This is a genomic window from Pseudomonas wadenswilerensis (assembly GCF_024749185.1).
In the GTDB taxonomy this organism is placed as follows: Bacteria; Pseudomonadota; Gammaproteobacteria; order Pseudomonadales; family Pseudomonadaceae; genus Aquipseudomonas; species Aquipseudomonas wadenswilerensis.
In genome coordinates this window covers 5,585,694-5,599,665 of the sequence record NZ_CP087191.1, presented here as the reverse complement: position 1 = coordinate 5,599,665, position 13,972 = coordinate 5,585,694, and the positions used below count along the sequence as shown (strand labels likewise).

Genomic DNA, 13,972 nt, shown 5'->3' with positions numbered 1-13,972 from the left:
GGGACTGCCACTGCCCATGAGCCACATCCCCAAGTCGGAATACGCCCGTCGACGCAAGGCGCTGATGGCGCAGATGGAACCCAACAGCATCGCCATCCTGCCCGCCGCCGCGGTTGCCATCCGCAACCGCGACGTCGAGCATGTGTACCGCCAGGACAGCGACTTCCAGTACCTCAGCGGCTTCCCCGAGCCCGAGGCGGTGATCGCTCTGATCCCTGGCCGCGAGCACGGCGAATACGTATTGTTCTGCCGCGAGCGTAATCCCGAGCGCGAGCTCTGGGACGGCCTGCGTGCTGGCCAGGAAGGAGCGATCCGCGATTTTGGCGCTGATGACGCCTTCCCCATCACCGATATCGACGACATCCTCCCCGGCCTGATCGAAGGCCGTGACCGGGTGTATTCGGCCATGGGCAGCAACCCCGAGTTCGACCGCCACTTGATGGAGTGGATCAACGTGATCCGCTCCAAAGCGCGCCTGGGTGCGCAGCCGCCGAACGAATTCGTTGCCCTGGATCATCTGCTGCACGACATGCGCCTGTATAAATCGGCGGCGGAAGTGAAAGTGATGCGCGAGGCCGCGGCGATTTCCGCCCGTGCCCACGTGCGGGCCATGCAGGCCTGTCGCGCCGGTCTGCGCGAGTACAGCCTGGAAGCCGAACTGGACTACGAGTTTCGCAAGGGCGGGGCGAAGATGCCGGCCTACGGCTCGATCGTCGCCGCCGGGCGCAATAGCTGCATCCTGCATTACCAGGAGAACGACGCGCCGCTCAAGGACGGTGACCTGGTGTTGATCGACGCCGGTTGCGAGATCGACTGCTACGCCAGCGACATCACCCGTACCTTCCCGGTCAGCGGGCGTTTTTCGCCGGAGCAGAAGGCTATCTACGAGCTGGTATTGAAGGCTCAGGAAGCCGCCTTTGCGGTGATCGCCCCAGGCAAGCACTGGAACCACGCCCACGAAGCCACGGTGCAAGTGATCACCGAAGGCCTGGTGGAGCTGGGCCTGCTCAAGGGCCAGGTGCAGGAACTGATTGATAGCGAAGCCTACCGGGCCTTCTACATGCACCGCGCCGGGCACTGGCTGGGCATGGATGTGCACGATGTCGGCGAGTACAAGGTCGGTGGTCAGTGGCGCGTGCTCGAGCCGGGCATGGCCCTGACCGTGGAACCCGGCATCTATATCGGTGCCGATAACCAGAGTGTCGCGAAGAAGTGGCGCGGCATCGGTGTGCGAATCGAGGATGACGTAGTGGTAACCAAGCAGGGCTGTGAAATCCTGACCTCCGGCGTACCCAAGACGGTTGCCGAAATCGAAGCCTTGATGGCTGCTGCGCGCAGTGACGCGGCATGAGCCGGGTCAATCTGGCGATCATTGGCGGCGGCCTGGTCGGCGCCAGCCTGGCCCTGGCCCTGCAAGCCGGGGCCAAGGCCCGTGGCTGGAAGATCCTGCTGATCGAGCCGTTCGCCCCTGGTGACAGTTTTCAGCCGAGCTACGATGCCCGTTCTTCGGCGTTGTCCTTCGGTACCCGGCAAATCTACGAACGCCTCGGCCTGTGGCAGCAGATCAGCCGCCGCGCCGAGCCGATCCGCCAGATCCAGGTCTCCGACCGCGGGCGCTTTGGCGCCACCCGCCTGGATGCCCTGGAAGAAGGCGTGCCGGCGCTTGGCTATGTGGTCGAGAACGCCTGGCTCGGCCAGTGCCTGTGGAAGGGCCTGGACGCCGAGGTGGTGAGCTGGCGCTGCCCGGCGGAAGTCACCGCCATGCAGGCGTTGGAAGACGGCTATCGGCTGTCGCTCAACGACGACACCACGCTTGAATGCGACCTCGCGGTACTGGCCGATGGCGGCCGCTCCGGCCTGCGCGAGCAACTGGGCATTCATGTCAGCCAGCGGCCGTACAACCAGAGCGCCCTGATCGCCAACATCACCCCGAGCGAAGCCCATTGCGGCCAGGCCTTCGAGCGCTTCACCGATGACGGGCCGATGGCCTTGCTGCCATTGCCGGAAAACCGCTGCGCGCTGGTCTGGACCCGCGCCGGGATGGACGCCAAGCGTTTGGCCGAACTGGACGAGCGCAGCTTCCTCAGCGAGCTGCAGGACGTGTTTGGCTACCGCCTGGGCGCGCTGCGCCAGGTTGGCGCCCGGCATTTGTATCCATTGTCGCTGGTCGAGGCCCAGGAGCAGGTGCGCCCGCACCTGGTGGTGCTCGGTAATGCCGCGCACAGCCTGCACCCGATTGCCGGGCAGGGTTTCAACCTGTCGCTGCGCGATGTGCAGTCGCTGGCCGAAGGCCTGCTGGCCAGCCCAGGTTTGCCGGGAGATTTCGCCACACTGCAAGCTTATCGCGAGCGTCAGCGCCTGGATCAGGACCTGACCGTGGGCTTCTCCGACCGTGTGACTCGTTTGTTCGGCAGCGCCCAACCGTTGGTGGCCACCGGCCGTAACCTGGGCCTGCTCGGCCTTGACCTGCTGCCCCCGGCCAAGCGCTGGTTCGCACGCCAGGCCATGGGCCTGGGCACTCGCCCGGACCCACGGAACTGAACATGAGCGACCCGCGCAAACTGGCCCGGCGCGCGCGCAGGCTGCGCTGGCTGCTGAACATCTATCCGCCGTACCTGGGCGCGGGCATCCGTGTGCTCAGCGTCAGCCCCGACCTGCGCCATATCCGTGTGCGCATGGGCCTGCGCTGGTTCAACCGCAATTATGTCGGCACCCAGTTCGGCGGCAGCCTGTATGCGATGGTCGACCCGTTCTACATGTTGATGCTGATGGAGCTGCTCGGGCGTGAGTACATCGTCTGGGACAAGGCCGCCAGCATCGACTTCGTGTCCCCGGGCAAAGGCCCGGTGTTCGCCGACCTGCGCATCGACGATGCGCTGCTTGATGACATCCGCCAGCACACCGCCGGCGGCAAAAAATATCTGCCACGACTTCAGGTCGATATCCGCGACGCCGCCGGTGAGCTGGTGGCGCGGGTCGACAAAACCCTTTACGTGCGGCTCAAGCCGCAAGCGAGACAGGCTTAAGGCATGGAAATGCGCGCAGATCTGTTGATTGTCGGTGCTGGTATGGTCGGCAGCGCTCTGGCCCTGGCGTTGCAGCACAGCGGCCTGGAAATTCTCTTGCTCGATGGCAGCCCGTTGTCGATCAAGCCCTTTGACCAGCAGTCGGCATTCGAGCCGCGGGTCAGCGCCTTGTCGGCGGCCAGCCAGCGCATCCTCGAGCGCCTGGGCGCCTGGCAGGGGATCAGCGAACGGCGCTTGAGCCCCTACTCGGACATGCGTGTGTGGGACGGCAGTGGCACTGGCCAGATCCACTTCTCGGCCGCCAGCGTGCATGCCGAGGTGCTCGGCCATATCGTCGAGAACCGGGTGGTGCAGGATGGCCTGCTGGAGCGCCTGCACGACAGCGAGATCGGCCTGCTGGCCAATGCCCGCCTGGAGCAGATGCGCCGCTCCGGCGACGACTGGCTGCTGACCCTGGCCGACGGTCGTACCCTGCGTGCGCCGCTGGTGATTGCCGCTGACGGTGCCAACTCGGCGGTGCGCCGCCTGACCGGTTGTGAGACGCGCGAGTGGGATTACCTGCATCACGCCATCGTCACCAGTGTGCGTTGCGCCCAGCCGCATCAGGCGACCGCCTGGCAGCGCTTTACCGATGAGGGGCCGCTGGCGTTCCTGCCCCTGCTGCGCGATGGCCAGCAGGATTGGTGCTCGATCGTCTGGTCGACCACGCCGGAGCAGGCCGAACACCTGATGGCGTTGAGCGACGAAGGGTTCTGCGCCGAGCTCGAGCGTGCCTTCGAAGGGCGCCTGGGCAGCGTGCTGCAGGCCGATCCGCGGGTCTGCGTGCCACTGCGTCAACGTCACGCCAAACGTTACGTGGCCGAAGGCCTGGCGCTGATTGGCGATGCCGCGCACACCATTCACCCGTTGGCCGGGCAGGGTGTCAACCTCGGTTTTCTCGATGCCGCGGTGCTGGCCGAAGAGCTGCAACATGCCTACGAGCGTGGCGAGCGCCTGGCCGATATTCGCGTGCTGAGCCGTTTCGAGCGCCGGCGCATGCCGCACAACCTGGCCTTGATGGCGGCGATGGAAGGTTTCGAGCGCCTGTTCCAGGCTGATCCATTGCCCTTGCGCTGGTTGCGCAATAGCGGCCTGAAATGGGTCGAGCAACTGCCGGAAGCCAAGGCTTTGTTCGTGCGCCAGGCCCTGGGCTTGAGCGGTGACCTGCCGGAACTGGCGCGGGCCTGAGGGCCCCGCAACATCTGGTAACTCCTCACTTGTGAGTTCGGTTGAGAAGCCAAATGGGATTAACTACCATTTGCGCCTCTCTTGAACTCCGAGGACCGCACCATGTTGCCACGCAAGCACGTACTGGCCGCCCTGGCTCTGACCCTGTTCGGCACTGCCGCCCAGGCGGCGGACGAGGTGGTGGTGTATTCCTCGCGCATCGACGAGTTGATCAAACCGGTATTCGACGCCTACACCAAAGAGACCGGGGTGAAGATCAAGTTCATCACCGACAAGGAAGCACCGCTGATGCAGCGGATCAAGGCCGAGGGCGAGAACGCCACTGCCGACCTGCTGCTCACCGTCGACGCCGGCAACCTCTGGCAGGCGGAGCAGATGGGCATCTTGCAGCCGATCAAGTCGGACATCATCGACAAGAACATCCCCGCCCAATACCGTGCCTCGTCCCACGACTGGACCGGCCTGAGCCTGCGCGCGCGGACCATTGCCTACTCCACCGACCGGGTCAAACCCGAAGAGTTGAGCACCTACGAGGCCCTGGCCGACAAGAACTGGGAAGGACGTCTGTGCCTGCGTACGGCGAAGAAGGTCTACAACCAGTCGCTGACCGCCACCCTGATCGAAACCCACGGCGAGCAGAAAACCGAAGAAATCATCAAGGGCTGGGTCAACAACCTGTCCACCGACGTGTTCTCCGACGACACCGCGCTGCTCCAGGCGATCAACGCCGGCCAGTGCGACGTCGGTATCGTCAACACCTACTACTACGGCCGCCTGCACAAGGAAAACCCCAAGCTGGCAGTCAAGCTGTTCTGGCCTAACCAGGCTGACCGTGGCGTGCACGTCAACCTCTCGGGCATTGGCCTGACCAAATATGCGCCGCATCCTGAAGCGGCGAAGAAGCTGGTCGAATGGATGACCGGTGAAGAGGCGCAGAAGATCTTTGCGGGCGTGAACCAGGAGTTCCCGGCCAACCCGGCTGTGGCGCCTTCGGAAGAAGTGGCCGCCTGGGGCAAGTTCAAGGCCGACAGCATTCCGGTGGAAGTAGCCGGCAAACGCCAGGCCGAAGCCATTCGCCTGATGGATCGGGCTGGCTGGAACTAAGCGCCAGGCTTTATCCTTCCGGGGCCCTATCGGGCCCCAATCGCTGGCAAGCCAGCTCCCACAGGGATAGCGGTGCTCTCTTTTCACTGTGGGAGCTGGCTTGCCAGCGATCGACCGCAACGCGGTCGCAATCATTCCCATAGAGATTTCACTTTTGGCCCACCCCGCCCAACGCCGCTGGTACCCCCTGGTCTTCACCATCGCCGCCCTGGTGCTGCTGCCGCTGAGCGTGCTGTTGTTGTCCTGGCAGTCGGTCGACATGCAGATCTGGTCGCACCTGCTCGATACCCAGATGAGCCGCCTGCTGGGCAACACCCTGACGCTGATCCTCGGTGTCGGCGTCGGCGTGACGGTGCTGGGGGTGAGCCTGGCCTGGCTGACCAGCCTGTGCGAGTTTCCCGGGCGGCGCTGGCTCGACTGGGCCCTGATGCTGCCCTTCGCAATTCCGGCCTATGTGCTGGCGTTCGTGTTCGTCGGCCTGCTGGATTTCGCCGGGCCGGTGCAAACCCTGTTGCGCGAGTGGTTCGGGCCCATGCACCTGCCGCGGGTGCGCTCCACCGGCGGGGTGATCACCGTGCTGGTGCTGGTGTTCTACCCGTACGTTTACCTGCTGGCCCGTAACGCCTTCCTGGCCCAGGGCAAAGGCCTTATGGAAGCGGCACGGGTACTGGGACTTTCGCCGCTGCAGGCATTCTGGCGGGTCGCCATGCCCATGGCGCGGCCGGCGATCGGTGCCGGGGTGGCGCTGGCGTTGATGGAGACCCTGGCGGATTTCGGCGCAGTGTCAGTGTTCAATTTCGACACCTTCACCACCGCCATCTACAAGACCTGGTACGGCTTCTTCAGCCTCTCCAGCGCCGCCCAGCTGGCCAGCCTGCTGTTGCTGGCGGTGATGCTGGTGTTGTACGGCGAGCGGCGTGCCCGTGGCGCGGTGCGCAGCAGCAACGAACGGCCGCGGGGCAAGGCGTTGTATCACTTGCGTGGATTCAAGGCGCTGGCTGCCAGCAGCTGGTGCCTGCTGGTGTTTGCCTGTGCCTTCGTGGTGCCGATGCTGCAACTGATGGTGTGGTTCTGGCAGCGCGGCCGCTTTGACCTCGACGAGCGCTATGCTGGCCTGATCCTGCATACCCTCTACCTGGGCGCCATGGCGGCGCTGATTACCGTATGTGTCGCCCTGGTGCTGGCGTTTGCCCGGCGCCAGGCACCGACGCCGGGCATCCGCGCGGGTGTCGGTCTTGCCAACCTGGGCTATGCCTTGCCCGGTTCGGTGCTGGCGGTGTCGATCATGCTGGCCTTCAGTTACCTCGATAATCAGTTGGTGGTGCCGCTCTCCAACTGGCTGGGTGGCGCCGGCAAGCCGTTGCTGCTCGGTAGCCTGTCGGCTTTGTTACTGGCTTACCTGGTGCGTTTTATTGCAGTGGCCTACGGGCCATTGGAAAACAGCCTGGGGCGGATTCGTCCTTCTTTGCCGGAAGCGTCCCGCAGCCTGGGCGTCAGCGGTCCGAGATTGTTTTTCAAGGTGTATCTACCCTTGCTGGTGCCCGGTGCAATGAGTGCAGCGCTGCTGGTGTTCGTCGACGTGCTCAAGGAGATGCCGGCGACCCTGCTGATGCGCCCGTTTGGCTGGGACACTCTGGCAGTACGGGTGTTCGAAATGACCAGCGAAGGCGAATGGTCGCGAGCGTCGCTGCCGGCCTTGACCCTCGTGTTAGTCGGCCTGTTGCCGGTCATCGGGCTGATTCGACGTTCGGCCCAGCACCCGGGTCAAACGCGCTGAGGGTGTAAGCCTGCCTCCTTGCAGCTACAATGCGCGGCATTCGCTGCGGCCGGTCCTACAGGCCGGGTAGCTGCAACGCTGCCAGCCGTAGCCTCGCCACGCCCGGAAGGAGAAACCCATGGGACAGCGTACGCCTCTTTATGACCTGCACTTGGCCCTTGGCGCCAAGATGGTCGATTTTGGCGGTTGGGATATGCCTCTGCATTATGGTTCGCAGGTCGAGGAGCACCATCAGGTGCGCCAGGCCTGCGGCGTATTCGATGTATCCCACATGACCGTGATCGATATCCGTGGCGTCCAGGCCCGCTCTTGGCTGCAGCATGTGCTGGCCAACGATGTCGACCGCCTTGGCGCTCCCGGCAAGGCCCTGTACAGCACCATGCTCAACGAGCAGGGCGGAGTCATCGACGATATGATCGTCTACCGTTGTGAAGACGGTTACCGCCTGGTGGTCAACGCTTCGACCCGCGACAAGGACATGGCCTGGCTGCAGGCGCGCAAGATCGGTTTCGAAGTCGAACTCAGCGAACGCCCGGAACTGGCCATCCTGGCCATCCAGGGCCCGGACGCACGGGAAAAGGTCGCTGAACTGGTGACTGCCGCACGCGCCGCGTTGATCCGTGAACTGAAACCCTTCGAAGGCCTGGCCGACGGCGACTGGTTTATCGCCCGCACCGGTTACACCGGTGAGGATGGCCTGGAAATCATCTTCCCCGCTGTCCAGGCCCCGGCATTTTTCAACGACCTGGTCGGCGCCGGCATTGCCCCGAGCGGCCTTGGTGCGCGCGACACCCTGCGCCTGGAAGCCGGCATGAACCTTTATGGCCAGGACATCGACGAAGCCCATACGCCGCTGACTTCGAACCTGGGCTGGAGCGTCGCCTGGGAGCCGGCAGCGCGCGATTTCATCGGCCGTAAAGGCTTGTTGGAAGAAATCGAGCATGGCGTCGAGCAGAAACTGGTCGGCCTGGTGCTCGAAGAGCGCGGGGTTTTACGCGCCCATCAGGTGGTCCGTGTCGCCGGGATTGGCGAAGGGGAGATCACCAGTGGTAGTTTCTCTCCTACGCTGAGCAAATCCATTGCCCTGGCGCGGGTGCCGATGGCCACCTCCGATCGTGCCGAGGTGGAGATCCGCGGCAAGTGGTACCCGGTGCGAGTGGTCAAGCCGACCTTCGTGCGCCATGGCAAGATCCTGATCTGAACCCATTCTGGCGGCCCAACCGCTGACCCAATCGAGGACAACAATTATGAGCAATATCCCCGCCGACCTGCGTTTTGCCGAAAGCCACGAATGGGCCCGGCTGGAAGCTGATGGCACTGTGACTGTCGGGATCAGCGACCACGCCCAGGAAGCCCTGGGTGACGTGGTGTTCGTCGAGCTGGCGGAAGTGGGCAAGGTCTTTGCCGCCGGCGATGCGGCGGGTGTGGTCGAGTCGGTCAAGGCAGCTTCCGACATCTACGCACCGGTCAGCGGTGAAGTGATTGCGGTCAACGAGGAGCTGGCCGACAGCCCTGAGTCGCTGAACAGCGATCCGTACGCCAGCTGGATCTTCAAGCTCAAGCCAAGCGACAAGGCCGAGCTGGACAAGCTGCTCGACGCCGCCGGTTACAAAGCCGCCATCGGCGAATAGTTTCACGCAGGCGGCAATCTCTTCCTAGACTCAATATGCCTCGAGCGCTCGAGGCTTGGTCGAGGAAGAGAGAGCCGCTATGTCCCAGTCGCCGTCCCTGAGCCAACTGCAAGACCGCAATTCTTTCCTGCGTCGCCACCTGGGGCCCGATGCCTCGGAGCAGCAGGCCATGCTCGCCACCCTCGGCGTTGGCAGCCGGCGCGAGCTGATCGAGCAGACCGTGCCGCCGGGCATTCGCCTGATCCGGCCGCTGGACCTGCCTGACGCCCTCGATGAACAGGCCGCCCTGGCCAAGCTCAAGGGCTACGCCGAGCAGAACCAGGTGTGGACCAGCCTGATCGGCATGGGTTATCACGGCACCGTCACCCCCACCGTCATTTTGCGTAACGTCCTGGAAAACCCGGGCTGGTACACCGCCTATACCCCGTATCAACCGGAAATCGCCCAGGGCCGCCTGGAAGCTTTGCTCAATTTCCAGCAGATGATCATCGACCTCACCGGCCTGGACCTGGCCAACGCCTCGTTACTCGACGAAGCCACCGCCGCGGCGGAAGCCATGGCCCTGGCCAAGCGCGTGGCCAAGTCGAAAAGCAATGCCTTCTTCGCCGATGAACACTGCCATCCGCAAACCCTCTCGGTGCTGCAGACCCGTGCCGAAGGCTTCGGCTTCGAACTGATCGTCGACGCTGTGGATAACCTCGCCAAGTACCAGGTATTCGGGGCTTTGCTGCAATACCCCGATACCCATGGCGAAGTGCGCGACCTGCGCCCGCTGGTTACCCAGTTGCATGCCCAGCAGGCATTGGCCTGTGTAGCTGCCGACCTGCTCAGCCTGGTAATGCTGATGCCGCCGGGCGAGCAGGGCGCCGATGTGGTGCTGGGCTCGTCCCAGCGCTTTGGCGTGCCCATGGGCTTTGGTGGCCCGCATGCGGCGTATTTTGCCTGTCGTGACGAGTTCAAACGGGCCATGCCCGGGCGCATCATTGGCGTGTCCAAGGATGCCCGGGGCAACACTGCGTTGCGCATGGCCCTGCAGACCCGCGAGCAGCATATCCGCCGCGAGAAGGCCAACTCCAACATCTGCACTGCCCAGGTACTGCTGGCCAACATCGCCGCGTTCTATGCGGTGTACCACGGCCCGGAAGGCTTGCAGCGCATCGCCCAGCGCGTGCATGCGCTGACCTTCGTGCTTGCTGCGGGCCTGGAGAGCAAGGGCATCAAGCGCCTCAATGAACACTTCTTCGACACCCTGACCCTGGAGGTCGGTGGCAGCCAGACGGCAATCATCGAAAGCGCCGAGGCGGTGCAGGTCAACTTGCGGATTCTTGGCCGCGGGCAACTGGGCGTGAGCCTCGACGAGACCTGTGACGAAAGCACGGTCATGCGCCTGTTCGATATCTTCCTCGGCGCCGACCACGGGCTGGATATCGCCGCGCTGGATGCCCTGGCGCAGCCCGAAGGCATTCCGCCAGCACTGGTGCGGCGCTCGGACTTTCTCCGTCACCCGGTGTTCAACCTGCACCACAGCGAAACCGAAATGCTGCGCTACCTCAAGCAGCTGGAGAACAAGGACCTGGCACTGAACCAGTCGATGATCCCGCTGGGCTCGTGCACCATGAAACTCAACGCCAGCAGCGAGATGATCCCGATCACCTGGCCCGGCTTTGCCCTGCTGCACCCCTTTGCGCCGGCGGCACAGGTGCAGGGTTACAAGGCGATGATCGACGAGCTGGAAAGCTGGTTGTGCGCAATCACCGGCTTCGATGCCATCTGCATGCAGCCCAACTCCGGGGCCCAGGGCGAGTACGCCGGGTTGATGGCGATTGCCAAGTATCACCGCAGCCGCCATCAACCGCAGCGCGATATCTGCCTGATCCCGGCTTCGGCCCACGGCACCAACCCGGCCTCGGCGCAGATGGCCGGGATGCAGGTGGTGATCGTCGAGTGCGACCAGGCCGGCAACGTCGACCTGGCCGACCTCAAGGCCAAGGCGCAGGCGGCCGGCGAGAAGCTGTCGTGCCTGATGGCCACCTATCCATCGACCCACGGCGTCTACGAGGAGGGCATCAGCGAGATCTGTGAAGTTATCCACAAGCACGGCGGCCAGGTGTACATGGACGGCGCCAACCTCAATGCCCAGGTCGGCCTGGCGCGACCGGCGGATATCGGTGCCGATGTCTCGCACATGAACCTGCACAAGACCTTTTGCATCCCCCACGGCGGTGGCGGCCCGGGCATGGGCCCGATCGGCGTGCGAGCGCATCTGGCGCCCTTTGTCGCCAGCCACCCGGTAATCCCGCTACCCGGCCCCGACCCGCAGAACACAGCGGTCAGCGCCGCGCCCTGGGGCAGCGCCAGCATCTTGCCGATCAGCTGGATGTACATTGCCATGATGGGCCCGCAGCTGGCCGATGCCAGCGAGGTGGCGATCCTCTCGGCCAACTACCTGGCCGAGCAGTTGGGCGGCGCCTTCCCGGTGCTTTATCGCGGACGCAACGAACGGGTGGCGCATGAGTGCATTCTCGACCTGCGGCCGCTGAAAGCCCTGACCGGGATCACCGAGGAGGATGTGGCCAAGCGTCTGATGGATTACGGCTTCCACGCACCGACCATGTCATTCCCGGTGCCGGGGACCTTGATGGTCGAGCCGACCGAGAGCGAGTCCAAGGCCGAGCTGGACCGCTTTGTCGAGGCGATGTTGAGCATTCGTGCCGAGATCCGCGAAGTGCAGGAGGGTAACTGGCCGGCAGAAGATAATCCGCTCAAGCATGCGCCGCATACGCTTGAGGATGTGCTGGGCGTATGGGAGCGGCCCTACAGCATTGCCCAGGGCGTGGCGCCCAGTGCCCATGCGCGGATGCACAAGTACTGGCCGGCGGTGAACCGGGTCGACAACGTGTATGGCGACCGGAATCTGTTCTGTGCCTGTGTGCCGGTGGAAGATTACCGCTGAGGCAATTGTTTCGGGTAGGAGCGGGCTTGCCCCGCGATGAGGCCGGTGCAGACTGGCTTTTTCGCATTCGCGGGGCAAGTCGAGGCGTCGCACCGCCGCTCCCACAAGGGTTGCCGCTTACTCGCTGGCTACCGCGTTCTTGGCCAGGATCGCATTGGCCAGTTCCATGTCACTGACTTTCAGGCCCGGGTTGTCGGCGCGGACTTTCTGCATCGCCGCTTCCAGGTATGGGCCGCGAATCGCACCTTCGCTGGCGACAAAGCTGCCGGCATCATCCTGGGCAGCCACGACCAGTTTGTGGTCTTTGGAGGTCAGGTAAGAGGACGCGGTGGTGGCGCCAGAAGAGATGACGTTGCGCCAGAAGGTATCAGCCATGGCAGATCCAACCGGCAGGGAGAGCAGGGCAAGGGTTGCGACTGCAAACTTGAAACGCATTAAGGTGACTCCAACTGAGGTGAACTGGGGCCTTTGATTGGGTTTATGTGGATCTAGTTCCCTGGCCAGATAAAAGGTTAGGCGCCTGCTTCAGGCGATGACGCGAAGCACTTCGGCCTCGGTTGTCTGCCCTGCGGCAACCTTCTCGGCGCCACTGTGCTTGAGGCTGAGCATGCCGTCATCAAGCGCCAGTCGGCGCAAGGCGAGCAGATCGAGGTCGGGCTCGAATCGGGCTTTGAGTGCATCACTGATGCCCAGCAGTTCGTAAATCGCGCTACGTCCGTGATAGCCGGTCTGCCGGCATTCACTACAGCCCACCGCTTGATGGCTCTGCCCCGGCGACGCTGGCGCGGCCTTGCAGTGCTTGCACAGGGTGCGCACCAGGCGCTGGGCCATGACCCCGATCAGGCTGGCCTTGAGCAAGTAAGGCGCGATGCCCAGCTCCAGCAAGCGGGTGATGGCGCTGCAGGCGTCGTTGGTGTGCAGGGTCGAGAGCACCAGGTGCCCGGTGAGGGCCGCCTGAATCGCCACCTGGGCAGTTTCCAGGTCTCGTATCTCGCCGATCATGATGACATCCGGGTCCTGGCGCAGCAGGGCGCGGGTCCCGGTGGCAAAATCCAGGTCGATGCTTGGTTGCACCTGCAACTGGTTGAAGGCCGGCTCGACCATCTCGATCGGGTCTTCGACGGTGCACAGGTTGATCTGCGGGGTGGCCAGGTGCTTGAGGCTGGCGTAAAGGGTGCTGGTCTTGCCCGAGCCGGTGGGCCCGGTGACCAGGATGATGCCATGGCGATGGTCAAGCATCGACAGCCAGCGCCTGAGATTGGCTCCGCCGAGGCCCAGTTGCGCAAAGTCCTGTTGCAGCAGTTGCGGGTCGAAGACTCTCAGCACCAACTTTTCGCCGAAGGTAGTGGGCAGGGTCGACAACCGCAGCTCGACCTCTTCGCCGCCAGGCAGGCGGGTCTTGATCCGGCCATCCTGGGGGCGGCGCTTTTCTGCGACATTCATGCGCCCCAGGCTTTTCAGGCGGCTGACCACAGCCAGGGTGACCGGCCCCGGGAACTGGTAGACCGGATGCAGCACGCCGTCGATACGAAAGCGCAGCTGACCCTGGTCGCGCCGGGGTTCGAGGTGAATATCGCTGGCGCGCTGTTCGAAGGCGTACTGCAATAGCCAGTCGACGATGCTGACGATATGCGCATCGTTGGCTTGCGCCTCGCGGCCCCGGCTGCCCAGTTCGAGCAACTGCTCAAGATTGCCCGCGGCCGTCGGCATTGACTGTTGCTGGCTGGCGCCGCTGACCGATTGCGCGACCTGGAAAAACGTCTGGCTGAGCTGGCGGATCTGCACCGGGCTTGCCAGCACGCGCTTGATCGGCCGTTGCAGCACCTGGGCCAGGTCCGCTTCCCAGGCGCGTACATAAGGTTGTGCGCTGGCCACGGTGACGCCGCTGGCATCGGCGGCCAGCGCGAGGATGCCGTGGCGCCGGGCGAACCCTGCGGACATCAGGCCGGTGAGCCGGGCAAGGTCGATCTTCAGGGGATCGATATGCAGGTAAGGCTGGCCAGCCTGCCTGGCCAGCCATTGGCACAGGGTACCCAGGTCCAGGCGTTGGCCGGGATTGCCCAGGTCGGCAAACTGTTGGCTGGCGATCCATTCGAGTGGGTGCTGCTCGTGCTGCACGGGAGGGCAGATGTTGCGATCATCCGGGCTGATGCGTTGATCGGCCACTAGCTCGTCAAGCAAGGTGCCGAGGTCAAGCCAGCGATCTTCGCTGAGGTTGTGCATGCGTGCGGGCTTCCTTGCCGCGCCACCGACA

Annotated in this window: 11 protein-coding genes; 9 read left to right on the top strand and 2 right to left on the bottom strand. The window is 64.1% G+C overall.

Annotated features, from left to right (window positions below; translation table 11 throughout):
• Window positions 1-16 precede the first annotated feature (16 nt).
• From pepP to gcvP, 9 genes are all read left to right on the top strand, one after another.
• Window positions 17-1,351: a Xaa-Pro aminopeptidase gene (pepP, locus tag LOY45_RS25730; RefSeq protein ID WP_115084785.1), complete on the top strand. Its 1,335-nt coding sequence runs from the start codon at window positions 17-19 to the stop codon at window positions 1,349-1,351.
• Window positions 1,348-2,541, top strand: a complete 1,194-nt coding sequence (gene ubiH / locus LOY45_RS25725; RefSeq protein WP_115084786.1) for a 2-octaprenyl-6-methoxyphenyl hydroxylase — start codon at window positions 1,348-1,350, stop codon at window positions 2,539-2,541. The genes pepP and ubiH overlap by 4 nt, the downstream gene beginning before the upstream one ends.
• A 2-nt stretch (window positions 2,542-2,543) precedes the next feature.
• A complete protein-coding gene (locus LOY45_RS25720) occupies window positions 2,544-3,026 on the top strand; it encodes a DUF4442 domain-containing protein (protein ID WP_115084787.1) in 483 nt (160 codons plus the stop codon).
• 9 nt (window positions 3,027-3,035) lie between these two features.
• Entirely contained in the window at window positions 3,036-4,253 is a 1,218-nt protein-coding gene (locus tag LOY45_RS25715; protein ID WP_166675751.1) for a 2-octaprenyl-3-methyl-6-methoxy-1,4-benzoquinol hydroxylase, read from the top strand.
• Window positions 4,254-4,355: 102 nt separating this feature from the next.
• Entirely contained in the window at window positions 4,356-5,357 is a 1,002-nt protein-coding gene (locus LOY45_RS25710; RefSeq protein ID WP_115084789.1) for an extracellular solute-binding protein, read from the top strand.
• Window positions 5,358-5,511: 154 nt separating this feature from the next.
• Window positions 5,512-7,134, top strand: a complete 1,623-nt coding sequence (locus LOY45_RS25705; RefSeq protein WP_134064901.1) for an ABC transporter permease — start codon at window positions 5,512-5,514, stop codon at window positions 7,132-7,134.
• A gap of 118 nt (window positions 7,135-7,252) precedes the next feature.
• A complete protein-coding gene (gcvT, locus tag LOY45_RS25700; protein ID WP_258578557.1) occupies window positions 7,253-8,335 on the top strand; it encodes a glycine cleavage system aminomethyltransferase GcvT in 1,083 nt (360 codons plus the stop codon).
• Window positions 8,336-8,381: 46 nt separating this feature from the next.
• Complete coding sequence (gene gcvH, locus LOY45_RS25695; protein ID WP_115084792.1) at window positions 8,382-8,765, top strand: glycine cleavage system protein GcvH; 384 nt, start codon at window positions 8,382-8,384, stop codon at window positions 8,763-8,765.
• A gap of 79 nt (window positions 8,766-8,844) precedes the next feature.
• Window positions 8,845-11,718: an aminomethyl-transferring glycine dehydrogenase gene (gcvP, locus tag LOY45_RS25690; protein WP_115084793.1), complete on the top strand. Its 2,874-nt coding sequence runs from the start codon at window positions 8,845-8,847 to the stop codon at window positions 11,716-11,718.
• Between the two features lie 117 nt (window positions 11,719-11,835).
• On the opposite strand, the gene LOY45_RS25685 is transcribed toward gcvP, so the two are convergent.
• The gene (locus LOY45_RS25685; protein ID WP_036994901.1) at window positions 11,836-12,153 is read right to left on the bottom strand and encodes a DUF2388 domain-containing protein; all 318 of its coding nucleotides are present in this window, start codon (window positions 12,151-12,153) and stop codon (window positions 11,836-11,838) included.
• Window positions 12,154-12,243: 90 nt separating this feature from the next.
• Entirely contained in the window at window positions 12,244-13,941 is a 1,698-nt protein-coding gene (locus LOY45_RS25680; RefSeq protein ID WP_258578556.1) for a GspE/PulE family protein, read from the bottom strand.
• Window positions 13,942-13,972: the final 31 nt, after the last annotated feature.

Coding starts and splice junctions, on each gene's coding strand:
- pepP (WP_115084785.1), top strand. CDS start 17: ATGAGCCACATCCCCAAGTCGGAATACGCCCGTCGACGCAAGGCGCTG.
- ubiH (WP_115084786.1), top strand. CDS start 1,348: ATGAGCCGGGTCAATCTGGCGATCATTGGCGGCGGCCTGGTCGGCGCC.
- LOY45_RS25720 (WP_115084787.1), top strand. CDS start 2,544: ATGAGCGACCCGCGCAAACTGGCCCGGCGCGCGCGCAGGCTGCGCTGG.
- LOY45_RS25715 (WP_166675751.1), top strand. CDS start 3,036: ATGCGCGCAGATCTGTTGATTGTCGGTGCTGGTATGGTCGGCAGCGCT.
- LOY45_RS25710 (WP_115084789.1), top strand. CDS start 4,356: ATGTTGCCACGCAAGCACGTACTGGCCGCCCTGGCTCTGACCCTGTTC.
- gcvT (WP_258578557.1), top strand. CDS start 7,253: ATGGGACAGCGTACGCCTCTTTATGACCTGCACTTGGCCCTTGGCGCC.
- gcvH (WP_115084792.1), top strand. CDS start 8,382: ATGAGCAATATCCCCGCCGACCTGCGTTTTGCCGAAAGCCACGAATGG.
- gcvP (WP_115084793.1), top strand. CDS start 8,845: ATGTCCCAGTCGCCGTCCCTGAGCCAACTGCAAGACCGCAATTCTTTC.
- LOY45_RS25685 (WP_036994901.1), bottom strand. CDS start 12,153: ATGCGTTTCAAGTTTGCAGTCGCAACCCTTGCCCTGCTCTCCCTGCCG.
- LOY45_RS25680 (WP_258578556.1), bottom strand. CDS start 13,941: ATGCACAACCTCAGCGAAGATCGCTGGCTTGACCTCGGCACCTTGCTT.